The following is a 22,535-nucleotide window of genomic DNA, read 5'->3' on the forward strand; positions in this document are numbered from 1 at the left end:
TGGCGCCGGAAGTGGCCGCGGCGCCACCCACCGAGCCTGGATCAGGCAGGAACGGTACTGCCTGCGCGGTACGCGGCGATGTGAGCGTCGCGTTCGGCGTCGGACATCTGGTTCAACAGCACGTTCGGGCTCTGGAAGGTGTTGCCCCGCACGTCGTCGAGGGTCCACAGCTTCTTCGGGTCGTCCAGATCGAGGTGCGGCTGACCGACCAGAGTCTTGCCGTCGTCGCGGACGTAACCGAGATCGGAGACGATGTCGGCGAGGTCCTTGCCGTGGTGCAGGGTCTCCCATTCACGGAACCCGGTGAGTCGTCCCATGTTCGGGGTCGGCTTACCCTGGTATTCCTCACGGAACGCGACGGCGTCGGTCCAGTAGCAGGTTTCCGAGCAATAGGTCCGCCACTGGTTGTCCACCTTCTCGACGACCATGTCTTCGCGGATGAGGGCGGGCACCATGCAGGTCCAGCACCGGTGCGGGTACTGGTACCCGACCTCTTCGAATGCGATCGGCTTGTTGCGACCGGGGTAGGCGAGCCGGTTGTACTCCTCCCACCACTTGCCGTACTTCGAGTACCAGCCCGGGTACTTGTGCTCGAACCACTCGAAGTCCTTGTCGGTCATGGCATCGATACGCCAGTAGTTGACCGGCCACCCGGTGGCGAAGAACCGGGCCACCTCGTGGACGTAACCCTTGTCCGTGATGCGCTTCCACGCCTCCTCGACCAGGTCGTGCGGAATCGTCAGGCCGTACTTCTCGAGCGGGATGAGGTAGCTGCGGTAGTAGTCGTCGTAGATCCAGCGACGCCACATCTCGGCGTAGCTCTCGCGGTCCTTGCGGCGGTCCTTGGTGCCGTATTCGATGAACGTGCCGATTGCGGCGTCGACGACGCAGTGGTTGTTCCACCATGCGTACCGCAGGTCGCGTTCGAGCAGTGGGCGATTCCTCTCGTCGGCGAGGGCCATCAGCAGGATCGAGTAGCCGTTGGAGATGTGCCGCGACTCGTCGGACTGCACCGAGTGGAAGACGGTCGGCAACAGGTAGTCACCGTTGGCGGCGGCCTCGTCGGGCATGGCGACGAACAGGGTGTTCGTGAACGCGGTCTCGGCGACCACGGTCAGGTAGATGTTGGCCGAGGTGATCGCGTCACCGGTGATGAATCCTTCGCCGAACTGCCGGCCGATGGTGCCCGCGTAGTTGTTCGCGAACGCCTTCTCCGTCATGTCGAACCCGGCCGGGTCGATGTAGTTGTTCATGTACAGCTTCTTGAGGTTCATCTGAATCGTCGAGTGACGCACCTCGTCGATCATCTGCACCGCGAGACCGTTGTGGATCTCCGGGTTGGGGACGGCGTCGATGGCCATCGGCATCGCTCGGGCGGCCGAGATCTCGGGGAACGGAATGATCGACAGGAACAGCTTCTGCCATTCGAGCCACCGTTGCTGCACCTGGCGGAACATGTTGCCGCGGATGGCACCGTCCATGGCGCCGTACACGCGGTTGTCCTTCTCCTCCTCCATCGGGAAGTAGGACCGCATGATCTGCTTGAGAGGATCCTTCTTCGGAGCCTTCTCGAAGGTGTAGTCGGTGCCGAACCGGGTGGCCGGGGTTGCGAATGTCGGATCCCAGGACAGTTCGGTGATCTTCGCGTGGGCCTTTGTCAGGCTTTGCCTACTCAATGTGCGCCTCCTGGATCAAGAGCCGGCCGGGTGCCGGCTGCGGGGGACGTTGTGCAATGAATTGAACCGTGTGACCCAGCTCTCGACCGTCTCAGTGTGAGACGGCTATCACATCCAGGCGTGGCGGGTGACGGGCGACGGGCGACGATCTACCGCACGATCCGCGAGTTCGGCATCGTGTTCCGAACGGGCTCACCGGGGGATGTCAAATTGAGACGCCATCGCGCTCGGTCCTGAGGGAAGCTCTCGCCGAACCACATTCACCCGACCAGCGCCGGGTGACAGACAGGAGAAATCGATGACCAACCCGAACGGACTCACCACCGTCGCCGGTGCACCGGTACCCGACAACCAGAACAGTCTCACCGCCGGCGCGCGCGGTCCGATGCTCTTGCAGGACGTCTGGTTCCTCGAGAAGCTCGCGCACTTCGACCGCGAAGTCATCCCCGAACGCCGGATGCACGCCAAAGGCTCCGCCGCCTTCGGCACCTTCCGCGTCACCCACGACATCACCGCGCACACCAATGCCGACGTCTTCTCCGAAGTCGGCAAACAGACCGAGATCTTCCTGCGATTCTCCACCGTCGCGGGCGAGCGCGGCGCCGCCGACGCCGAACGCGACATCCGCGGCTTCGCCGTCCGCTTCTACACCGCACAGGGCAACTGGGACGTCGTCGGCAACAACACCCCCGTCTTCTTCTTCCGCGACCCCCTCAAGTTCCCCGACCTCAACCACGCGGTCAAACGCGACCCGAAGTCCAATCTTCGCTCGGCGCAGAATAACTGGGACTTCTGGACCAATCTCCCCGAGGCCCTGCACCAGATCACCATCGTGATGTCCGACCGCGGCATCCCCGACGGCTACCGGCACATGCACGGCTTCGGCTCACACACCTACTCGTTCGTCAACGACGCCGGGGAACGCTCTTGGGTGAAATTCCATTTCCGCACCCAGCAGGGCATCAAGAACCTCACCGACCAAGAAGCCGCCGTCGTCGTCGCCGGCGACCGCGAGTCGGCGCAGCGCGACCTCTTCAACGCAATCGAGGAGGGCAACTACCCGAAGTGGACCCTCTTCGTCCAGATCATGCCCGAAGCGGACGCCCAGACCTACCGCTACCATCCCTTCGACCTCACCAAGGTGTGGTCGAAGAAGGATTACCCCCTCATCGAGGTCGGCGAACTCGAACTGAACCGCAACCCGGAGAACTACCACGCCGACGTCGAACAGGCGGCGTTCTCCCCGGCGAACATCGTTCCCGGCATCGGATTCTCCCCGGACCGCATGCTCCAAGGCAGACTGTTCTCGTACGGCGACGCCGCCCGCTACCGCCTCGGCGTCAACCATCACCAGATCCCGGTCAACTGCCCGAGAGGCGCAGCGCACGTCAATTCCTTCCACCGGGACGGTGCCATGCGAGTGGACGGCAACCAGGGCAGCATCCCGAGCATCGAACCCAACTCCCACGGCCGGTTTGCCGACCAGCCCAGCTACGCCGAACCGCCGCTCGGAGTGGGTGCCGTCGCCGACCGGTTCGACTACCGCGCAGACGACGACAACTACTTCGAACAGCCCGGGAACCTCTTCCGCAGCATGAACGCCGAGCAGCAGACTGCGCTGTTCGAGAACACCGCCCGCGCCATCACCGGGGCGTCGGTGGCCGTCATCGAACGCCACATCGCCCACTGCACCCAAGCCGATCCCGCCTACGGCGAAGGTGTGCGCCATGCGCTCCGCGCCCGTGAGTACTTATTAACCGCCCGTGGTTAACAAGTACTCACGGGTGCGAAGCACATCGAGGGCGATGTCGGTGATCATGTCTTCCTGTCCGCCGACGAGGCCGCGTTTGCCGACTTCTTGGAGGATGGTGCGGACGTCGATGCCGTAGTTCTTCGAGGCGGTTTCGGCGTGCCGGAGGAAGCTGGAGTAGACGCCGGCGTAGCCGAGGGTGAGGGTTTCCCGGTCCACGCGCACGGGCCGGTCCTGCAGGGGCCGGACGAGGTCGTCGGCGGCGTCCTGCAGCGCAAACAGGTCGGACCCGTGCTCCCAGTCGTGGAGGTTGGCGACGGCGATGAACGCTTCGATCGGGCAGTTGCCGGCGCCGGCGCCGTGCCCGGCGAGGGAGGCGTCGACGCGGGTGACGCCTTCTTCGACGGCGACGACACTGTTCGCGACGGACAGCGACAGGTTTTCGTGGGCGTGGATGCCGATCTGGGTGCCGGGGTCGAGGATGTCGCGGTAGGCGCGGACCCGGTCGCGGACACCGTTCATGGTGAGCCGGCCACCGGAGTCGGTGACGTACACACAGTGCGCCCCATACGATTCCATCAACTTCGCCTGCTTGGCGAGGTTGTCGGCGGGGGTCATGTGGCTCATCATCAGGAACCCGGAGACGTCCATGCCGAGTTCGCGGGCCTTGGTGATGTGCTGGGCGGCGACGTCGGCCTCGGTGCAGTGGGTGGCGATCCGGATGGAGCGGACCCCGAGCTTGTGGGCCTGTTCGAGTTCGGCGATGGTGCCGATACCGGGCAGCAGCAGGGTCGTCAGGGTGGCGTGGGTGAGGTTGTCGGCGGCGGCCTCGATCCACTCCCAGTCGGTGTTGGAGCCGGGCCCGTAGTTGAGGGAGCCGCCGGCGAGACCGTCGCCGTGCGCGACCTCGATGGCGTCTACCCCGGCGGCGTCGAGAGCGGCGACGATCCGGCCGACGTCGCTGGGGGTGATGCGGTGCCGGACGGCGTGCATGCCGTCACGCAGGGTGACGTCCTGGATGTAGAGCTTGGTCATGGTGCGACCTCCGCGGGGATCGTGTTCTGGATGCGTCGGGCGATGGATTCCGCGGTGCGCAGGGCGGCGGAGGTCATGATGTCGAGGTTGCCGGCGTAGGCGGGCAGGTAATGGGCGGCGCCCTCGACCTCGAGGAACACCGACACCTTGGTGGTGACCGGTCCGGTGCCGTCGGGGAGCAGGGTGTGGACGGGTTCGCCGTCGGGGATCGGGGTGAACTGGACGTCCTGCTTGAGCCGGTACCCGGGCACGTACTCGGCGACGCGGGCGGCCATCTCGGTGATCGAGGCGCGGATGGCGTCGTGGTCGGCGTCGCCGATGAGGGCGAGGACGGTGTCGCGCATCAGCAGGGGTGGTTCGGCGGGGTTGAGGACGATGATCGCCTTGCCGCGGGCCGCGCCGCCGACCTGTTCGATGGCGTGCGACGTGGTTTCGGTGAACTCGTCGATGTTCGCCCGGGTGCCGGGGCCGGCGGACTTCGACGCGATGGACGCGACGATCTCGGCGTAGGCGACCGGGGTGACGGCGGAGATGGCGGCGACCATGGGGATGGTGGCCTGCCCGCCGCAGGTGACCATGTTGACGTTGTCGACGTCCCCGTCGAGGTGCTGCTCGAGATTGACCGGCGGCACCACGTACGGGCCGATCGCGGCCGGGGTGAGGTCCACCAGCTTCTTCCCGTAGGGGGCGAGGGCGGCGGCGTTGGCCCGGTGGGCCCCGGCGGAGGTGGCGTCGAAGACGATGTCGATGTCGGCGAAGGTGTCGAGGGCGATCAGACCCTGGACGCCGTCTGCGGTGGTCGGGACGTTCAGGCGGGCGGCGCGGGCGAGGCCGTCGGAGTTCGGGTCGATGCCGACCATCGCGCCCATCTCGAGGATGTCGGAGTTGCGCAGGACCTTGATCATCAGGTCGGTGCCGATGTTGCCGGAGCCGATGATCGCGACCTTGATCGTGGGGGTCTCGCTCATGAGTGGGTGTCCTTCGAGAAGGTGGCGGTGACGGTGCCGAGGGTGGACAGTTCGGCGCGGACGGTGGTGCCGGGTGGAGTGGGGACCATCGGGCCGAGGGCGCCGGAGAGGATGACCTGCCCGGCGCGCAGCGGTTGCCCGTACTCGCGGGCGGTGCGGGCGAGCCAGGCCAGGGCCTGTAGGGGGTCGCCGAGGCAGGCGGCGCCGGTGCCCTCGGAGACGAGTGCGTCGCCCGAGTACAGCCGCATCACGACGTCGCGGGGTTCGAATTCGGCTAGGGTGAGCCAGTTCTCGCCGAGGACGTACAACCCGGAGGAGCCGTTGTCGGCGACGGTGTCGGTGATGGTGATGTCCCAGTCGGCGATCCGGGAGTCGACGATCTCCAGCGCGGCGGCGGCGCGGGCGACGGCGGCACGGATCTGGGTGTCGTCGAGGTCTCCGTCGATCAGGTCGGCGCCGAGTTCGAAGGCGATCTCGGCCTCGGCCTTCGGTTGCAGCAACCGGCCGCTGGGCACCTCGGGCAGGGCGGTGACGTCCATGTCGGCGAACAGCACCCCGAAATCGGGTTGGTCGACGCCGAGCTGCTGCTGCACGGCGGGGGAGGTCAACCCGATCTTGCGGCCGGTGACCATCCCCCCGGCAGCGAGACGCCGGTCGGTCAGCAGTTGCTGCACGGCATACGCCGCGCCGATGTCGGTGGTCCCGAGCAGGTCCCGCACGGGCGCACACGGTCGTGCGGTCGCGGCCGTGAGCCGCTCCGCGGCGGCCTGGATCGACGAATTCGGGAGGGCCGTAGACGAATTCGGGAGGGCCGTAGAGGTAGTGGGTGGCATCGATGACCTCGCTGTGGGCTGGTTCGAGTGGGACGTTGCGCGCGTTGCTGCTTGTACTGTGCTGGGCCGAATGGGGATACTCAACGAATGAGTCCCGTAGAACGGAACACTTCGGCAGCGGGTGACGAGCCGACGTCGGTGGTCCGGCGGATATCGGATCTGCTCGCGGCGTTCGGTCCCACCGACACGACGCTGGGCGTCAACGAGTTGACCCGGCGCACCGGGATCCCGAAGGCGACGGTGTCGCGGCTGGTGAAGGAGATGGAGGGCGTCGGGTTTCTCGAGCGCAGCGGCGTCAAGGTAGGGCTCGGACTGCGGCTGTTCGAACTCGGGGAACGGGCGTCGCGGCGACGTTCGGTCCGTGAGGTGGCGCTGCCGTTCCTCGCCGACCTGCGGGAAGCGACACGGCAGACGGTGCACCTGGCGATCCTCGACGGGGCCGAGGTGGTGTACGTCGAGATCCTCCCGGGGCGGGATGCGCCGTGGCTGCCGTCCGGCGTGGGTGGGCGTCTCCCCGCACACGCGACGGGGGTGGGCAAGGCTCTGCTCGCGGGATCACCGCCCGCGGCGTTCGAGGCCGTGGTCGCGGCCGGGCTGTCGCGGGTGGGTCCGCGCACCATCACCGCGCCCGGAGCGCTGGTACGTCAGTTGCGGCGGATCGCGTCGACCGGCATCGCGTACGAGCACGAGGAGTCGGCACCCGGCGTCGCGTGTGTCGCCAGTGCCGTCCGCGTCGACGACGGTCCGCCGGTGGCCGCCGTCTCGGCGTCCGGGTGGATCGGCAAGGTCGACATCCGGCGCGTCGGGCCCGCCGTGCACACCACCGCACTGAGCATCACACGAGCGCTCACCGAGGTCGGGGATCGAAGTACCGGTCGGTGAGGTCGGCGCTGGAATCAGCCGGCCGGCGACAGCAGGACGAGTAGGGCCCTCGTCCCTCGGCCATATCGAAGTGCGCCTGTGTCACTTCCGCCAGAACAGGTGGTGGGTCACGCCGCTCGGGCTGGGCACGACGTCGCAGTGGAACCGGTCGAGCAACTCGTCGGGAGATTCCCAGAGTCGCGCCCCGGATCCGAGTTCGATCGGTGACACCACCACGTGCAGGGTGTCGACGAGGTCGGCGTCGAGGAACTCCCGGATGGTGGTCGCCCCGCCGCCGAGCCGGACGTCCTTACCCTGCGCCGCCTCCCGCGCCTGCTCGAGGACCGTGGCCGGATCGGTGTCGACGAAGTGGAACGTGGTGTCGGAGAGCGTGAACGACGGACGGACGTGGTGGGTCAGCACGAATACCGGGGTGTGGAACGGGGGTTCGTCGCCCCACCAGCCGCGCCACTCGTAATCCGCCCAAGGCCCGCGATGCGGACTGAACTTGTTACGGCCCATGATCTCGGCACCGATATTGCAGTCATAGTCGCGGATCAAGTAGTCGTCGAGGCCGCGGCTCCCGCCGGGGCCGGTGCGCATGTGCCAACTCGCCGTGGCACCCGCCCACGCGAACAGGACACCAGGGTCGGCGTGACCGAACGGCCTCTCGAAGCTCTGGCCGTCACCGGCACCGAACCCGTCACGCGACACGTTGAAGTTCTGGACCCTCAGCAGTTGACTCATTCGGTTCCTCCTGCGCTCTCGACGATGGTAACGAGGAAGAGACTCCGAGGGCAGGACAAACTCATCGGCGCGGGTTCCTGGGGCCTGGTTCAGTGGACGTCGTCGGGGTGAGGTCCTGTTCGCTCGTTCCGGTCCAGTGCCGTGATCTGCGCGATCTCGTCGGCGTCGAGCGCGAAGTCGAACACGTCGATGTTCGCGCGCATTCGTTCCGGTGAAGACGATTTCGGCAGAGGGATTGTGCCGCGGTGCAGATGCCACCGCAGCACGAGCTGAGCGAGGGACACGTCGTGCCGGCGTGCGAGTTCGGTGAGTACCGGATTCTCCTGCAGCCGGCCACGGGCGAGTGGTGCCCATGCCTGGGTGTGGATGCCCAGGCTCCGGTGCAGTTCCACCATCGGCTGCTGGGGGAGCAGTGGATGTATTTCGATCTGGTTCACCATCGGACGCACGGCGGCGACCTCGAGCAGCCGGTCCAGGTGATCGGCCTGGAAGTTCGAGACTCCGATCGCCCGGATCCGTCCGGCGGCGTGGAGTTGTTCGAGTGCCCGCCACGTGTCGAGGTACGCGCCACGAGCGGGGGCGGGCCAGTGGATCAGGCACAGGTCGACGTAGTCCAGGCCGAGGCGGGCAACGCTGCTCTCGACGGCGTCGAGGGTCGACTGGTAACCCTGGTCCTCGTTGGAGACCTTGGTGGTCACGAACAGTTCCTCGCGGGGCACACCGGAATTGGTGAGAGCACGACCGAGGGAGCGTTCGTTGCCGTACATCGGAGCGGTGTCGAAGGCCCGGTACCCGGCCGCCAGTGCGTGCCGGACGGTGGTGCACATGGCGTCGTCGGGAATCTGAAACACCCCGAATCCGATGGCGGGCATCACGACCCCGTTGCTCAGGGTGACCGACGGAATCGTCGTTGCTTCGGTCATGTGATCGAGTACCCTCCGTCGACGGGCAGCACGACGCCGGTGACGTAGCGGGCGGCGCCGGAGACGAGGAAGAGCACGACATCGGCGACGTCGTCACCGTCGGCGAACCGCTGCAACGGAATCCGGCTCAGCTTCTGGGCGCGGAACTCCTCCTGGCCGAGCACCTCGGCGGTCATCGGGGTTTCGATGTAGCCCGGCGCGATCGTGTTCACGCGCACGCCCTGCGGCCCCAGTTCGACCGCCAGGCCCTTGCCGAGTTGGGTGAGCGCCGCCTTGGTCGCACCGTAGGGCACGATGCCGGGCACCGCGCGGTCGGCGGACAGCGAGGCGATGTTGACGACACTGCCGCCCGACGCGATCAGCGATTTCATCGCCTGCCGGGTCAGCCGGTACACGGCCGACAGGTTCACGTCGACCAGCCGCTGCCAGCCGTCCTCCTCCACATCGATCGCGGGGGTCCGCAGCTGGATGCCTGCCGCGTTGATCAGGATGTCGAGGCTTCCGGCCACCTGCTGGGCGAGGTCGACGGCGGATGCGCTGAAGGCTGGATCGGTGAGATCCCCGCACAGCCCGTGCCCGCCGATCCCGTCCATGACCTCGGTGATCTTCGGGTCGGCGTCGACTCCCACCACCACGACGCCCTGCGCCGCGAGCGCCCGGGCGATAGCGGATCCGATTCCTCCGGCCGCGCCGGTGACGATGGCGGCCTTGCCCTTCAGTTCGGTGACCTGTGTTGATGCGCCCACGGTGTGGCTCCCTTCGGGTGGCGCGGCGACGGCGAACAATACCGACCCAGTCGCGCCGGAAAATGCTTTCAGTGAATGAACTGAGACTCAATACGGTCTAGACCTTGCTATTCATCACAGTATATCGTGATCCATACTTCAGCAAGAAAGCGATTTCAGGAGATTTCATGGCCTCGATTGTTCTTCCCGACCTCGATCGTTCGACCGGCACGCTCGTGCTCGGTGAGCCCGCCAGGCTGGACACCCGGTCCACGGCACCGACCAGCAGAGCGGTGTACGCGGCCTCGCACGTGGTCGCCGATCCGCTGCGCGCGTCCGCCGAGAACGCCGCGGACCAGATCGACTGGGACGCCACCCTGCAACTGCGCCGCGACCTGTGGTCGCTGGGACTCGGGGTGGCCGAGTCGATGGACACCGCGCAGCGGGGCATGGGGCTCGACTGGGCCGGCGCGCGCGAACTCGCGGTCCGCACCCTCACCGAGGCGAAGTCGGTCGGCGGCCGGGTAGTCGTCGGTGTCGCCACCGATCAGCTGAAAACGGATTCGCCCTCGCTGGAGGAGATCCGCGACGCGTACCTCGAGCAGGTCGAGGCGATCGAATCCGCCGGCGGCGAGGTGGTGCTGATGGCCAGCAGGCACCTCGCCCGGGCGGCGAGCGGCCCCGACGACTACCTCTCCGTCTACGACGCGGTGCTGTCGGCGGCCACCCGGCCGGTCGTGCTGCATTGGCTGGGTTCGGTGTTCGACCCCGCACTCGACGGCTACTGGGGATTCTCCGACCCGTCAGCGGCGATGGACACCGTTTTGCAGATCATCGACAACCACCGCGAACGGGTGCGTGGCATCAAGGTGTCGCTGCTCGACCCCGCCCTCGAGATCGCCCTGCGGCGGCGGATGCCCGACGGGGTCCGGGTATTCACCGGCGACGACTACAACTACGTCGACCTGATCGCCGGCGACGGCACCCACACCAGCGACGCGCTCCTCGGTGCGTTCGCCGCGCTCGGCCCGTTCGCGTCCGCCGCGTTCGCCCGCCTCGACGACGGCGACGAGCAGGGCTTCCGGAACATCCTCGGCCCCACCGAAACCCTGAGCCGGCTGCTGTTCGCCGCACCGACGCAGTACTACAAGGTCGGGGTGGCGTGGCTGGCGTACCTGGGCGGCAAGCAGGACCATTTCCGGATGATCGGCGGCTTCGAAACCGGCCGCAGCCTGACGCATCTCGCCGAACTGGTCCGCGCCGGCAACGCGATCGGCCTGTTCACCGATCCGGACTTCACCGCCGCACGCGCCTCGGCGTACTTCGCGGTGCACGGGATCCGCTGACATGGACCTCGCGCGGTGCAGCCTGAATTCCGTCACCGTCAAGGGATCGGGATTCACGGAGGTGACCGACCTCGCCGAGAAGTGGGGGTTCGGCGGCGTCGGCCTGTGGCGGGACGTGCTCGAGGACCTGGACCTGACCGCGGCGGCCACCCGGCTGCGGCAGTCAGGCCTGCGGGTCAGCAGCGTCTGCCGCGGCGGGATGTTCCCGCAACCGACCGCCACGCTGCGGCGAAAGACCATGGACGACAACCGGGTCGCCGTGGATCAGGCGCACGCCCTGGACGCGGAATGCCTCTACCTCGTGTGCGGCGCCGCCTACGGCGACCTCGCAGGCGGCCGCAGGCAGGTCTCGGACGGCATCGCCGAACTCGAGCCCTACGCGCGAGCGGCCGGTGTGCGGCTCGCCGTCGAACCGATGCACCCGATGATGGCGTCGAGCCGATCCGTCATCACGTCGCTGCAGGAGGCGAACGATCTGGTCGAGTCCATCGACTCCGACCTGGTGGGGATCGGGATCGACTCGTATCACGTGTGGTGGGACGCGGCGCTGCCGGAACAGATCGCCCGGGCCGGCGACAAGCTGTTCTCGGTCCAGCTCGCCGACTGGGTGACCCCGATCCACGGGGAGTTGAGCAGCCGCGGCATGCCCGGCGAGGGCTGCATCGACATGACCGGATTCGTCGCCGAGTGCGAGCGCGCCGGTTATCGGGGACTCGTGGAGGTCGAAGTCCTCAGCGACCGCTGGTGGGCCGAGACCGCCCTGGTAGCCACCGAGGCCGCCACCGAAGGCCTCGCCCGCATCTGAGCGTCCGAGCGTCGGCCTCGGGTGAGGCCGGCGCTCGGACCGGTGTCACTTCGCCGGGCCGGTGGAGTCGCGGATCACCATGTCGGCGGGCAGAAGCGGGGGCGAGGTGCTGGGTGCGGACGCGAGTGCCGCGTGCATCAAGGCCCACGCCTGGTCGCCGAGCCGGGACTTCGGGCTCACCACGGTCGTCAGGCGAGGGTCGATGTGCCGGGCGACGGCGATGTCGTCGAACCCCGTGACCGAAATATCTTCGGGCACGGAAAGTCCGAGCCCACGTAGCTTCGAGATCGCCCCGAGGGCCGACAGGTCGTTGAAGCAGATCAGTGCGGTCGGCTCATGGGTGAGCGCCTCGTCGACGGCGGTGTACGCGCCCTCGATGGTGCCGTCCGAGGCCACCTCGACCGCGTCGATCCCGAATGCCCTCGCCATCTCGAGGCCGCGCCACCGTTCCCGGTTCTGCCACGACAGTTCCGATCCCGCGAGGTAGACGACCCGGCGGTGACCGAGCCGGGCCAGGTGCCCGCACAGCTGCATCATGGGGGTGAAGTTGTCGATCGCGACCATGGGCAGGTCGATTCCGCGTTCGATCCGATTCACCAGCACCACCGGAGTCGGCTGCCGGGCCAGTTCCGTCAGTCCCGCCAACGGAATTCGCGAAGACAGCAGAACGAGCCCGTCGACCTGGCCGAGCAGGTCGAGGGCGGTGGCGTACTCGTCGGCCGCCGTACCGGAGTAGTCGGCGACGAGCATCCGGTATCCGTCTTCGGTGGCGCCGTGATGCATCTGCTTGACCACGTCGAAGAAGTACGCGTTCGCCAGGTCGGGCAGGATCACACCGACACTGCGCATCGACCCCAGCACCAGGCCCCGGGCGGCGCTGCTCGGGCGGTAGGACAAGTCGTCGGCGGCCTTGTGCACCCGAGCAGCGAGATCCGGTGTCACAGCGGAGCTTCCACTCAGCACCCGGGAGACAGTCGCGGTCGACACCCCGGCGGCCTTCGCCACCGTGATGATCGTCGGACGACGGCTCGCTGACGCTCGGGTCCGCTGTGCCACCGGATTCCCCTGTTCTTCGACGTGTCGCGTCGTACGGTCAGTTGCGGGCGGCAGAGACCGCGTCGAGGGGGTCGTCGAGGTCGCGGTTGATCGGGTCGGGGGTGATGTACGTCGTGCCGATCGTGATGAGGGTGAGGATGCACAGGTATCCGGCGATGAACACCCACGATCCCAGTCCGGCGCCGGGCACCTCCTTGCCGCCGTCCGCGGCGACGACCATCGCGATGATCCAGGCGCCGATCAGCGGTGCGATGCCGCCGGAGAGTACCGCGGAGACCTCACGAGCCACCGACACGCCGAGGTAGCGCTGACGGGACCCGAACAACTCACTCATGAAGGCGCTCTGGGATCCGAACATGCCCCACGTGCCGATGCCGAGCGCGAGGGAGATCACGACGATCGTCAGCACCACGCTGCCCTGGCTCAGTGCCCACCAGATCGGGAAGGCGGACACCAACTGGAAGTAGGCGAAGGCGCGGTACGTCTTGACCCGGCCGAAACGGTCGGAGAGTTTGCCGGCGATCGGAATGACGATCGATCCGAGGGAGGCGGCGAACACCAGCGAGAGGGCGCCGATGGGGCCCTTGATGCCGACGGCGGCACTGGTCACGTATGCGACGGCGAGGGCCTGGTACATCGAGGACGACCCGTTCTCGGCGAGCCGCAACCCGATGCCGCGCAGCAGGGAGGGACGCGAGTGCTTCAGCAGGTTGTGCAGCGGACGCTCGTCGATCTGGTCCTTGGCTTCGAGTTTCTTGAACGTCGGCGATTCCTTGAGGTTGACCCGCAGATACATCGCGACGGCGAGGATGACGACGCTGGCCAGGAACGGCACCCGCCAGAGCCAGGTGTCGGTGATCTCGCTGTGCCCGCGGTAGACGAGGAAGTACACCAGGGCCGCAACGACCGTGCCGACCTGCACACCAAGGAAGGGCAGCGAGGCGTAGAAGCCGCGTTTCTTCGGCGGCGAGTACTCGGTCATCAGGATCGACGCACCAGCCATCTCGGCGCCGGCCCCGAGGCCCTGGGCGATGCGCAGGACGATCAGCAGGATCGGCGCGAGCATTCCGACACCGCCGGAGTACCAGTCGCCCTCGCTGCCGTAGTAGGTCGGCAGCAGACCGATGCAGGTGCTGGCCACACCCATCAGGATGATGGTGGCCATCAGTACGAACTTTCGGCCCAGCCGGTCTCCGAGTCGGCCGAAGAACACCCCACCCAGCGGGCGGACGGCGAAGCCGATGAAGTAGGTAGCGAAGCTGAGCACCAGGCCCGTCGCGGGATTGTCGGTCGGGAAGAACAGGGGCCCGAACACCAGCGCGGACGCCAGGCTGTAGAGGGCGAAGTCGTAGTACTCGAGCGCGCTGCCTGCGGAGGCGCCCCAGGCGGCCTTGCGGAGGTCTTCCTTGGTGACCACCGGGACCTGGGTGTCTGCGTCGGGGTCTGCCGCGGGGTGAGGATCAAGGGTCATGGATCTGCCAATCCGTTCGAGGGGATCGCTGCGGGAGGTGCGGGGGTCAGGAGTTCGTGAAGGTGGGGGTGGTCTTGTTCTGGAATGCCGTGACGCCGATCGCGAAATCGTCGGTAGCCGCGGTGAACCCACTGGCGAGCGCCTCGAGGATCGAGGACGGGGCGCCGGCGGCGGCCGCGTCGACGAGTTGCTTGCTCACCTGGACGGCGGTGGGGGCGCCTTCGAGGATGCGGTCGACCATCTCTGTCGTCACCGTGTCGAGGTCGTCACGTTCGGCGACCGCGTTCAGCAAGCCCCACCCGAGGGCGGTGTCGGCGTCGAGTTGGCGGCGGGTGAAGATCAGTTCCTTGGCACGGGCCGCGCCGACCACTGCGGTGAGCCGTTCGGTGCCGCCCCACCCGGGGATGGTGCCGAGGCTGGTTTCCGGCAACCCCAGGCGCGCCGTGCCGGCGCCGACCCGCAGATCGCATGCCAGGGCGAGTTCGAGTCCGCCGCCGACGGCAATCCCGTCGACGACGGCGATCGTCGGCTGACGCAACCGGGCCAGGTAGTTGAATACCCGGTGCCCTTCGGCGATCCACCGCTTCCACATGTGCGCGGGCGTGAAGTGCGCGAACTGAGTGACGTCCGCTCCGACGCAGAATGCCTTCTCGCCCGCGGTCTTCACCACCACCACCCGGGCGTCGGAGTGCTCGATCGCCCGCAGTTCGGTGTAGAGGTCGTCGAGGAGCTCGAGGGTGAGGGCGTTGAGTTTGCGGGGGCGGTCGATCAGGACGGTCGCCATCCGGCCCTCGTGGGAGTAGCGGACGGTGATCCGGCCGGTGTCGGTGCGGACGTCGGTGGGAGTCATGTGATGGTCCTCGGTCGGGGTGGTTGCGGTCATGCCCACACCGCCTGCACGCGCGGGTGCTCGGGCAGCGGGGCCAGGGTCAGGTTCTGCGGCTGCGGGCGAAACAGCTCGGCCGCCATGGTTTTCAGGTTCGGGTCGACGCGCAGCTCGAACTCGGATTTGTCGAGAACGTCCCGCTGCAGGTCCACACCGGGGGCGATCTCGATGACGGTCAACCCTTCCGGTCGCAGTTCGAGCACTGCACGCTCGGTGACGTAGAGAACCTTCTGCCCGGTGGCCAGCGCTCGCTTTCCGGAGAAGGTCGGGGAATCGACCTCCTTCACGAATTTGGTGTGCGGGCCGTCGGCCCGGATCTGCAGGGCGCCGTTCTCGATGCCGATGTCGCGGCGGCCTGCCGTGAACGATCCGACGAACACGATGGACGGGGCGGCGGAGGTGATGTCGGCGAACCCGCCGACTCCGGCGGTGACGTGCCTGCGCTTGGGCAGACTGTGCACGTTGACGTTGCCGTGCTGATCGATCTCGAGGAACGACAGCAGGGAGTGCTCGAACCCGCCGCCCTGCAGCAGGGTGAATTGATCCGAACTCTGCATGATCGCATCGGGGTTCTGCGCGACACCGAAGACGAAGTCCAGCAACGGTACTCCGCCGACGGGGCCCTGTTCGATCACCCAGGACACCGCGTCGGCCAATCCCTCCTCGACCAGAACGTGCGGCACCAGCGCGGAGACACCGAAGCCGAGGTTGGCGATCTCCCCGGACTGCAACTCGGCCGCGGCGCGGCGGGCCATGATCTTCTCGAGGGTGAACGGCACCGGCTCGAGGGTGCTCAGCGGACGTCGCATCCCCCCGGAGATTGCCGGGTCGTACTCGGTCTGGGTGGTCTGCAACTGATCCGGCGCCAAGACCAGGGCGTCGACGAGGATTCCGGGCACCTGCACCGCCTGCGGGCTCAGGCTGCCGCCCTCGGCGAGGTACTTGACCTGGGCGATGACGACACCGCCGTTGTTGTGGGCCGCGTAGGCCAGGTCCAGGGCGCCGAGCGGGGACGCCTCCTCCTCGAACGTGAGGTTGCCGTGGGTGTCGGCGGTGGTGGCGCGGATGATCGCCACGTTCGGGACCAGAGCGTCGTAGAACAGCCATTCCTGGCCGTCGAGTTCGTGCACGCGGACGAACGCGTCCGGGGTGACGGTGTTCATCCGGCCGGCGCTGATCCGCGGGTCGACGAAGGTGTCCAGACCGACCTTCGAGAGCACACCCGGCTGCTTCGCGGCGGCGGCCCGGTGCAGCTGATACAGCACCCCGGACGGGAAGTTGTAGGCCTCGATCTCGTTGTTCTCGATCATCTGCCAGATCCGCGGCGGCTCCGCCGACGACGGCCCGGACGGGTACGACCCGGCCACCACCCGGGACAGCAGACCGGGCCGAGCGATGTGGTCGATCCCCTTGATGCCCCACATGTCGCCGGCGGCGATCGGGTGAATGCTGGTCAGGTTCTTCGGCGACCGGGTTTCCTCGTACCGCTGTCCGAGACCGGCGAGCACGGCATCCGGGCAGCCGAGCCCGGACGACGAACTGACGGTGACGATGTCGCCGTCGTGGACGAGGTCGGCGGCCTGGCGGGCGGTGAGTACGCGAGGGGTGTGCATCGGAAAATCTCCTTGAAAGCGCTTACTTGGCGGGTATAGGTGCAGCGGATCCGTGCTGGTCTGCTTGATGCGGAAGAGGTCGCGCTACGGGCGACGAGGCCGCCAGGCAGCGGTGGAGGCACGCACCCGAAGTGCGGGGGCGACGAGGTGATGGCTGTGCGCGGGCGGGGAGCCGGCACCGTTCGGTGTCAGCGATTGGCCGATCCGGTCGAGGATCAGTTCGCCGCACTTCTCACCGATCTTGGTCGGGAAGGTGGCGACGGTGGTCAGGGGTGGGGTGCGGTGCGCGGATCCGGCGATGTCGTCGAAGCCGCCGACGGCGATGTCGCGGCCGGGTTCGAGTCCCCGGCGGGTGAGTTCGGCGTATACGCCGACGGCGACGATGTCGCTGTACGCCACGATCGCGTCGGGAATCTCGCCGCGATCGAGAAGCCGGCGGGTGGCGTCGGCGCCACCGTCCGGGGTGGCCTCCCCGAACAGGCCCTCGGTCGGGGACATGGTCATGTCCGACCCCGCGATCGCGTCGAGGAAGCCGTCCTCGCGCTCGCGGCGAGCCGAGGTGTGCTGAGGACCGCCGACCATGGCCACCGTCCGCACGCCCATTGCCCGCAGATGGCGGCCGAGCAGGCGTCCGGCCTCGACGTTGTCGGCACCGACGTAGTCGTGGCTGAGATGGAAGTGCCGGGCGAGCAGCACCAGCGGGATGCCACTGGACGCGAGTAGTTCGTCGATCTCAGCGGCCTGTGTGTCCCCGGCCGGGAGCAGGATCAGGCCGTCGATGCTGCGTTCGACGAAGCGGTCGAGCAGTCTGCGCTGTCGAGCCGGATCGTCACGGCTGTAGCCGATGAACACCGCGTAGTTGCTGCGATCGGCGACGTCCTCGAGCGTCATCGCGAGTTCGGCGAAGTAGGGGTTCTGCACCTCGGTGACGACCAGCCCCAGGGTCATCGACCGCTGATTGCGCAGCATCGCCGCGTGCCGGTTGTAGACGTAGCCGAGCGCTTTCATCGCCTCCCGAACCTTGCGGGTGGTTTCCGGTGCGACGCTCGGGCTGTCGTTGAGCACCAGGGACGCGGTCGAGCGGGACACTCCGGCATGCCGACTGACGTCGGTGAGGGTGACTCGGCCCATGTCCGGCCCCTTTCTGCTGATCGGTGTGAGCTGCGATACAGACCATACCGCACAACGCTGGATCGATCCAAGAGGCAAATGGACCACGTCAGGCGAAGATATGCCGATTTAGGTCCCCGAAACTGCGGCGATCAGGGAAAACATTGCTGGATCGATCCAAAACATTTTGTCCGGTCCGTTCCGAAAACAAGGGCCCGACGACGAGGGAACTGGGTGTTGGAGCCGACCAGGCGCGCATGACCCAGGCATGTTCCTATCCGGAGGCCTGCACCGCGGCGCGGGCGGAGCAGCGAAATCGACTTCCTCCGAATGCCTTCCGGCGAGACGCTGATGAACCGACTCGGCCACTCGGCCTCGCCGCACCGCTCGAAGGCGCAGCGCTCTGCCAGACGGGTCGCTGCTCAGCCGTCCGCGTCGTCGCTCGGGCTTTTCGGCGTGCTCTCGAGTAGTCGTTCGAGGTAGTTGAGGTCCTGCCGGAGCAGTGCGATCGCCCGTGCGGGTCCTTCGAGCCCGGTCGGGGTGGACTCTTCGTGAACGACGGCGCGCAGTGCCATGTCCGCGAGTTGAGCGGCGACGGCGCGGTCGTCGTCCTCTTTCCCCGGCTGGTGCCACCAGGCGATCCAGTTGAGCATGCCGATGATGCCGAGTGCCGAAGTCCGCGGATCGACCGGACGCATCTCGCCGGCTTTGATGCCGTCTTCGATGACGGTGATGAATTCCTTCAGCACGTGCCGTCGGCTCTGCTGGTACCTGCGCGCGATGTCTTCCGGAAGTTCCGCTTCGGATCGGATGATCAGCCTGAACCGGTCGGGGTTCTCACCTTGGTGCATGGCGATGGCGACCGCCATTTCGCGCAGTTTCTCGGTGGGGCCGAGTTCGGTGCGCTCGTTGATCTCGTGCAGCAGGGCGGCGGGAGTCTCGGTGCTCTCGCTGACGAGCCGCGAGAGCAGTTCGTCCTTGTTGGCAACGTAGTGGTAGAGGGCGGGCCGGGTCAGACCGGTGGCGTCGGCGATGTCCTGCAGGGTGGTGCTGGCGAATCCCCGCTCGGCGAACAACCGGGTGGCCTGCTCCATGATCTGCTTCTCGACCAGCTCGCGGCGGGGATTGCGACCGGCTGCGCTGTCCTCGGAGGTCTGCGCTGCCGGGCCTGCCGATGCCTTGCCGCGGCCTCGCCGGCTGGGCGTGGCCTGCTCACGTGTCATGTCCGAAGGATAGTGGGAGCCGGAAGCGGTCCGCGCGGTCATGTCGGCGCTCCGGTGCCGGACATGATCGGCTCGGGTTCCGCGGACGCCGGTTCGGTGAAGAACGCGAGGTGCGCTCGTGCGCTCGCCAGGCCGGCCGCCACATCGGCGCGGTGGGTCTCGGGGGCCTCGACGACGACGGTCGCCGAAGTGGCCCGGAGTAGACGTTCGGCGAGGTCGAGACGGTTCAGCACGGCGACGCGGGAGTCCGGTCCGGTGAGCCAGAGGATCTCCGCCTGCGGTGCGTTGTCGACGACGGTGTCGGCCTCTGCGTCCCAGGCGGCGGTCGATACGACGTCGAGCTTCGCCGTCGTGGGTGCGTCGCGCAGGTCTGCCGGCGCGATCCTGGTGGCGAAGTCCGCACCGTGGTGGGCCAGTGGTTGTGCGAGGATCCAGTCCGTGATGTCGGTGGGGGACACGGTGCCGGCGGGCCGGCTCGCGTAACTCGCGAGGCCCTGGGACACGACGGTCGGCGCCGACTCGGCGAACCGGTCCAGACCGACCTTTCCCGCCCGGGTCATGTACGCGATCATCAGCTGGTCGACGGGTAGGTCCATGCGCTGCGGGAACGATTCCCACCAGAGTTCGCTGCGGTGGGCGATCTGCTGAAGGTGTTCGACGGCGGGGCGACGGATCCGCTCGTATTCGGTGAGGGCATCGTCGAGGTTCGCCGCGCTCGTCAGGGCGTGGTCGAGCGCGATGGCGTCCTCCATCGCGAGTTTGGTGCCGGACCCGATCGAGTAGTGCGCGGTATGGGCGGCGTCGCCGAGGAGCACGACGTTGCCACTGTGCCAGCGCGTGCAGCCGACGGTGCGGAACCGCATCCACTTCGTGCGGTTTCCGATGAGCCGATGATGCTGCAGGGTCTCCGCGAACGCGTCCTGGAGGTACTGCAGTGAGACCTCGTCGCTGTCCTGGGGTGCGGTGCGATCGGTGGACGCGTCGAATCCGGCTCGCCGCCAGGTGGCTTCATCGGTTTCGATGAGGAAGGTGCTGCGGTCCGCCGCGTACGGGTAGGCGTGGGCGACGAACGTGCCGTGTTCGGTGATGACCGGGACGAAGATGGCGCTGGGGAGAGCGAAGTCGGTCCCGCACCACAGATACAGTCCGGCACCGGTGTCGATTCGCGGTTCGAACTCGTCGGTGAGCTGCGTGCGGGTGGCGCTGTTGATCCCGTCCGCCGCGATGACGAGGTCCGCGTCGAGATCTGCGGCCTCGCGCCGTTCGCCGAAGCGCAGGTGCACGCCGGCATCCTGGGCGTGCTGTTGCAGCACCGCGAGCAGCGTCGTGCGCGCGATCGCGAGGAGATCGCCGTGCGCGAGCCGGGCGACCTCGCTCCCGACCTGCATCGACATCTCGTGCGGGTGAGCGGCGGCCACGATCGCGTCCAGCGACGCGGCGTCGGCGTCGCGGAGGTTGCGCTGGGTTCGGGAAGCCAGACCGACACCGAATCCGAATGTCGTGTCCGGAGAACTCTGTTCGTAGACGGTCACTTCGGCGTCCGGGTGGCTTCGCTTGAGCAGTCTCGCGGCGTAGAGACCGCCGGGGCCGCCGCCGATCACTGCGACTCGCTCGAGGTTCATGGGCTGACTCCAGTCTGTGTGACGTTTGTGTTGATTATTCTACGTATATGTCGATTGGTCAATCCAGTGGCGACGAATAGGGGTGAACGACTTTCGGGGCACACCTGTGCAGGCATGCCCCGAAAGTGGTGATCCGCAGTCGATTCGCGCTGCGGTCCCTACACGACCGCGCGGGGCGCGTCCGCCTCGGCGAGGAGTTTCGCCGCGATCTCGGCACGCAACCGCTTCTTGTCGATCTTGTTCACGTTCGTGTGGGGCAGGGAGGGTACCCACTCGAGTCGTTCCGGCCACTTGAACTTGGCGACGCCGAGTTTCGCGAGGTGCTCCTGAATCTCGGTGAGCGGCACATCTTCCCCATCCCTCGCGATCAGATACGCACACGTCTTCTCCCCGAGGCGGGGATCGGGCATGGCGACGACCGCGACATCCGCGATGCCGGAATGCTCGAGAAGGAGTAGTTCGAGTTCCTCGGCGTTGACCTTCTCACCGCCCCGGTTGATAAGGTCCTTGATGCGGCCCTCGATCGACAGATAGCGCCCGCCGTCGACGACGGTGATCGCGGCGAGATCTCCGGTGCGGTAGAAGCCGTCGGGAGTGAAGGCGGCCGCGTTGTGGTCGGCCGCGTCGAAATAGCCGGGAATGGTGTACGGCCCACGGCAACACAATTCACCCACCTCACCGTCGGCGAGTTCCCTCTCGCCGCCGGGTTCGAGGATGCGAATTTCGTCGTCGGAGGCGATCGGTGTGCCCACCGTGGTCAGGCGGGCCCGCGCGGGGGAGTCGAGCGGGGTCACCGTGAACAGTCCCTCGGACATCCCGAACAACTGCCCCGCCCAGTGGCCGGCACCGTCGTCGACGCGGTCGAACAATTCGGCGGGGACCTTGGCACCGGACAGGACGACGCGACGCAGCGTCTCCCGTGCCTTGTCGAAGTCCGGGCCCAGCACCGCCTGGTAGTGGCCGTGTCCGATGAGGACTTCGGTCGCCTGCGCCTTCGCCATCAACTCGAAGGCCGTCGGCGCATCGGCGGTGGCCAGCACCAGGCACGCGCCGACCGAGTGCGCCGCGTGCAGCCCACACGAGATTCCGGCGTTGTGGATGATCGGAATCAGGTGCGCCACCCGGCTGTCCTGGTCCCATCCGAGCCGCTGCGCGTACATCCGGGCGTTGTTCCAGTACTCGGCGTGGATCCGCGGAATGACCTTGGGGACACCGGTGGTGCCCCCGGACAGCTGGAACGCGGCGACGTCGAGCGGATCGGTGTGCGCCTCGATCTCCTCGACGGCGGCCCGGGCCGCACCGGGATCGGCGCCGGCCCCGAGATCCTCGAGTCGAATCACGTCCGGCCCGCCGGAGCCCGCCCCGTCCCCGACGGTGATGACGTGCCGGATGCTGGGGTGGCCGTCGGCGTGCTCACGGGCGAAGTCGACGAGGTCGAACGTGGGCAGTCCGGCCTCCACGACGTGGGCGACGGCGCCGACCGTGCGGCTCACGTGCCCGATCTCGTGCATGCGGTGCGCGGCCAGGGTGGCCACCGGGACCAGCCCGGCCTTGATGCATCCGTACCACGCAAGGACCGTCTCGAGCCGATTGGTCAGCTGAAAGATCACCGGATCCAGTCGGCGGAGTCCGAGCCCGATCAGCCCGGCCGCGATCTCGTCGGTGCGCCTGTCCAGCTCGGCGAAGCTCATCGAGCCTTCCGCGCTGATCACCGCCGGCCGATCCGGGAACCGGATGGCGACCTGATGCAGCCGCCGCCCGGTGGGGTCGTCGCTCCACGCCCCGCTGTCGCGATAGCGGGCGGCCCGGTCGCCGGGGAACGTGACGAGGCGTCCGCCCCAGTCCGAGAATGTCACCGCGGTCCTCCTTCCCTCCATTGTGCGAT

Annotated in this window: 19 protein-coding genes; 4 read left to right on the top strand and 15 right to left on the bottom strand. The window is 67.4% G+C overall.

Annotated elements, in window-relative coordinates:
* Positions 1-41 precede the first annotated feature (41 nt).
* Positions 42-1,676, bottom strand: a complete 1,635-nt coding sequence (locus CJ179_RS42180; protein ID WP_072942602.1) for a methane monooxygenase — start codon at positions 1,674-1,676, stop codon at positions 42-44.
* 298 nt (positions 1,677-1,974) lie between these two features.
* Here CJ179_RS42180 and CJ179_RS42185 point away from each other — a divergent pair, with 298 nt between their 5' ends.
* Positions 1,975-3,447 carry a catalase gene (locus tag CJ179_RS42185; RefSeq protein ID WP_072942603.1) on the top strand — a complete coding sequence of 491 codons (1,473 nt, stop codon included), beginning with the start codon at positions 1,975-1,977 and terminating at the stop codon, positions 3,445-3,447.
* On the opposite strand, the gene dmpG is transcribed toward CJ179_RS42185, so the two are convergent.
* From dmpG to CJ179_RS42200, 3 genes are read right to left on the bottom strand one after another with little or no spacing between them, the layout of a single operon-like run.
* A complete protein-coding gene (dmpG, locus tag CJ179_RS42190) occupies positions 3,430-4,461 on the bottom strand; it encodes a 4-hydroxy-2-oxovalerate aldolase (protein ID WP_072942604.1) in 1,032 nt (343 codons plus the stop codon). The genes CJ179_RS42185 and dmpG overlap by 18 nt on opposite strands.
* On the bottom strand, positions 4,458-5,429 hold the full coding sequence (locus CJ179_RS42195; protein WP_095865412.1) for an acetaldehyde dehydrogenase (acetylating): 972 nt from the start codon (positions 5,427-5,429) through the stop codon (positions 4,458-4,460). Before CJ179_RS42195 ends, dmpG begins: the two co-directional genes overlap by 4 nt.
* Positions 5,426-6,262, bottom strand: coding sequence for a 2-keto-4-pentenoate hydratase (locus CJ179_RS42200; RefSeq protein ID WP_095865413.1), 837 nt, complete (start codon positions 6,260-6,262; stop codon positions 5,426-5,428). The genes CJ179_RS42195 and CJ179_RS42200 overlap by 4 nt, the downstream gene beginning before the upstream one ends.
* An 87-nt stretch (positions 6,263-6,349) precedes the next feature.
* Between CJ179_RS42200 and CJ179_RS42205 the strand changes: the two genes are divergently transcribed.
* Complete coding sequence (locus CJ179_RS42205) at positions 6,350-7,144, top strand: IclR family transcriptional regulator (RefSeq protein ID WP_072942609.1); 795 nt, start codon at positions 6,350-6,352, stop codon at positions 7,142-7,144.
* Between the two features lie 81 nt (positions 7,145-7,225).
* Here CJ179_RS42205 and CJ179_RS42210 read toward each other — a convergent pair whose 3' ends face one another.
* The 3 genes from CJ179_RS42210 to CJ179_RS42220 all read right to left on the bottom strand — a co-directional run bounded on the left by CJ179_RS42210 (position 7,226) and on the right by CJ179_RS42220 (position 9,539).
* The gene (locus tag CJ179_RS42210) at positions 7,226-7,870 is read right to left on the bottom strand and encodes a dihydrofolate reductase family protein (protein ID WP_095865414.1); all 645 of its coding nucleotides are present in this window, start codon (positions 7,868-7,870) and stop codon (positions 7,226-7,228) included.
* Positions 7,871-7,959: 89 nt separating this feature from the next.
* A complete protein-coding gene (locus tag CJ179_RS42215) occupies positions 7,960-8,793 on the bottom strand; it encodes an aldo/keto reductase (protein ID WP_095865415.1) in 834 nt (277 codons plus the stop codon).
* Positions 8,790-9,539 (bottom strand): SDR family NAD(P)-dependent oxidoreductase, encoded by a 750-nt coding sequence (locus tag CJ179_RS42220; RefSeq protein WP_072942614.1) that lies wholly within the window; start codon positions 9,537-9,539, stop codon positions 8,790-8,792. Before CJ179_RS42220 ends, CJ179_RS42215 begins: the two co-directional genes overlap by 4 nt.
* Before the next feature lie 167 nt (positions 9,540-9,706).
* Here CJ179_RS42220 and CJ179_RS42225 point away from each other — a divergent pair, with 167 nt between their 5' ends.
* Both CJ179_RS42225 and CJ179_RS42230 read left to right on the top strand, forming a co-directional pair.
* Entirely contained in the window at positions 9,707-10,864 is a 1,158-nt protein-coding gene (locus tag CJ179_RS42225; protein WP_095865416.1) for a dihydrodipicolinate synthase family protein, read from the top strand.
* A 1-nt stretch (position 10,865) separates the two neighbouring features.
* Complete coding sequence (locus CJ179_RS42230; protein WP_095865417.1) at positions 10,866-11,669, top strand: sugar phosphate isomerase/epimerase; 804 nt, start codon at positions 10,866-10,868, stop codon at positions 11,667-11,669.
* A 45-nt stretch (positions 11,670-11,714) separates the two neighbouring features.
* On the opposite strand, the gene CJ179_RS42235 is transcribed toward CJ179_RS42230, so the two are convergent.
* The 8 genes from CJ179_RS42235 to CJ179_RS42270 form a co-directional block, all read right to left on the bottom strand.
* A complete protein-coding gene (locus CJ179_RS42235) occupies positions 11,715-12,725 on the bottom strand; it encodes a LacI family DNA-binding transcriptional regulator (RefSeq protein ID WP_095865418.1) in 1,011 nt (336 codons plus the stop codon).
* 37 nt (positions 12,726-12,762) lie between these two features.
* Positions 12,763-14,196, bottom strand: a complete 1,434-nt coding sequence (locus tag CJ179_RS42240; RefSeq protein ID WP_095865419.1) for an MFS transporter — start codon at positions 14,194-14,196, stop codon at positions 12,763-12,765.
* Positions 14,197-14,242: 46 nt separating this feature from the next.
* Positions 14,243-15,079 (bottom strand): enoyl-CoA hydratase/isomerase family protein, encoded by an 837-nt coding sequence (locus CJ179_RS42245; protein ID WP_257016062.1) that lies wholly within the window; start codon positions 15,077-15,079, stop codon positions 14,243-14,245.
* Entirely contained in the window at positions 15,076-16,695 is a 1,620-nt protein-coding gene (locus tag CJ179_RS42250) for an acyl CoA:acetate/3-ketoacid CoA transferase (protein WP_072942623.1), read from the bottom strand. The genes CJ179_RS42245 and CJ179_RS42250 overlap by 4 nt, the downstream gene beginning before the upstream one ends.
* A gap of 84 nt (positions 16,696-16,779) precedes the next feature.
* A complete protein-coding gene (locus tag CJ179_RS42255) occupies positions 16,780-17,826 on the bottom strand; it encodes a LacI family DNA-binding transcriptional regulator (protein WP_072942625.1) in 1,047 nt (348 codons plus the stop codon).
* 401 nt (positions 17,827-18,227) lie between these two features.
* The gene (locus tag CJ179_RS42260; RefSeq protein WP_179377890.1) at positions 18,228-19,028 is read right to left on the bottom strand and encodes a TetR/AcrR family transcriptional regulator; all 801 of its coding nucleotides are present in this window, start codon (positions 19,026-19,028) and stop codon (positions 18,228-18,230) included.
* Positions 19,029-19,066: 38 nt separating this feature from the next.
* Positions 19,067-20,650 (bottom strand): FAD-dependent monooxygenase, encoded by a 1,584-nt coding sequence (locus CJ179_RS42265; protein ID WP_095865421.1) that lies wholly within the window; start codon positions 20,648-20,650, stop codon positions 19,067-19,069.
* A gap of 158 nt (positions 20,651-20,808) precedes the next feature.
* Positions 20,809-22,506 carry a (2,3-dihydroxybenzoyl)adenylate synthase gene (locus CJ179_RS42270; protein ID WP_072942630.1) on the bottom strand — a complete coding sequence of 566 codons (1,698 nt, stop codon included), beginning with the start codon at positions 22,504-22,506 and terminating at the stop codon, positions 20,809-20,811.
* Positions 22,507-22,535 lie beyond the last annotated feature (29 nt).

This window comes from Rhodococcus sp. ACS1, from assembly GCF_002300155.1.
GTDB classification, from domain to species: Bacteria; Actinomycetota; Actinomycetes; order Mycobacteriales; family Mycobacteriaceae; genus Rhodococcus_F; species Rhodococcus_F koreensis.

What these genes read in the sequence shown, in the direction of transcription:
- CJ179_RS42185 (WP_072942603.1), top strand. Translation starts at nt 1,975, where the DNA reads ATGACCAACCCGAACGGACTCACCACCGTCGCCGGTGCACCGGTACCC.
- dmpG (WP_072942604.1), bottom strand. Translation starts at nt 4,461, where the DNA reads ATGACCAAGCTCTACATCCAGGACGTCACCCTGCGTGACGGCATGCAC.
- CJ179_RS42195 (WP_095865412.1), bottom strand. Translation starts at nt 5,429, where the DNA reads ATGAGCGAGACCCCCACGATCAAGGTCGCGATCATCGGCTCCGGCAAC.
- CJ179_RS42200 (WP_095865413.1), bottom strand. Translation starts at nt 6,262, where the DNA reads ATGCCACCCACTACCTCTACGGCCCTCCCGAATTCGTCTACGGCCCTC.
- CJ179_RS42205 (WP_072942609.1), top strand. Translation starts at nt 6,350, where the DNA reads ATGAGTCCCGTAGAACGGAACACTTCGGCAGCGGGTGACGAGCCGACG.
- CJ179_RS42210 (WP_095865414.1), bottom strand. Translation starts at nt 7,870, where the DNA reads ATGAGTCAACTGCTGAGGGTCCAGAACTTCAACGTGTCGCGTGACGGG.
- CJ179_RS42215 (WP_095865415.1), bottom strand. Translation starts at nt 8,793, where the DNA reads ATGACCGAAGCAACGACGATTCCGTCGGTCACCCTGAGCAACGGGGTC.
- CJ179_RS42225 (WP_095865416.1), top strand. Translation starts at nt 9,707, where the DNA reads ATGGCCTCGATTGTTCTTCCCGACCTCGATCGTTCGACCGGCACGCTC.
- CJ179_RS42230 (WP_095865417.1), top strand. Translation starts at nt 10,866, where the DNA reads ATGGACCTCGCGCGGTGCAGCCTGAATTCCGTCACCGTCAAGGGATCG.
- CJ179_RS42240 (WP_095865419.1), bottom strand. Translation starts at nt 14,196, where the DNA reads ATGACCCTTGATCCTCACCCCGCGGCAGACCCCGACGCAGACACCCAG.
- CJ179_RS42245 (WP_257016062.1), bottom strand. Translation starts at nt 15,079, where the DNA reads ATGACCGCAACCACCCCGACCGAGGACCATCACATGACTCCCACCGAC.
- CJ179_RS42250 (WP_072942623.1), bottom strand. Translation starts at nt 16,695, where the DNA reads ATGCACACCCCTCGCGTACTCACCGCCCGCCAGGCCGCCGACCTCGTC.
- CJ179_RS42255 (WP_072942625.1), bottom strand. Translation starts at nt 17,826, where the DNA reads ATGGGCCGAGTCACCCTCACCGACGTCAGTCGGCATGCCGGAGTGTCC.
- CJ179_RS42260 (WP_179377890.1), bottom strand. Translation starts at nt 19,028, where the DNA reads ATGACACGTGAGCAGGCCACGCCCAGCCGGCGAGGCCGCGGCAAGGCA.
- CJ179_RS42265 (WP_095865421.1), bottom strand. Translation starts at nt 20,650, where the DNA reads ATGAACCTCGAGCGAGTCGCAGTGATCGGCGGCGGCCCCGGCGGTCTC.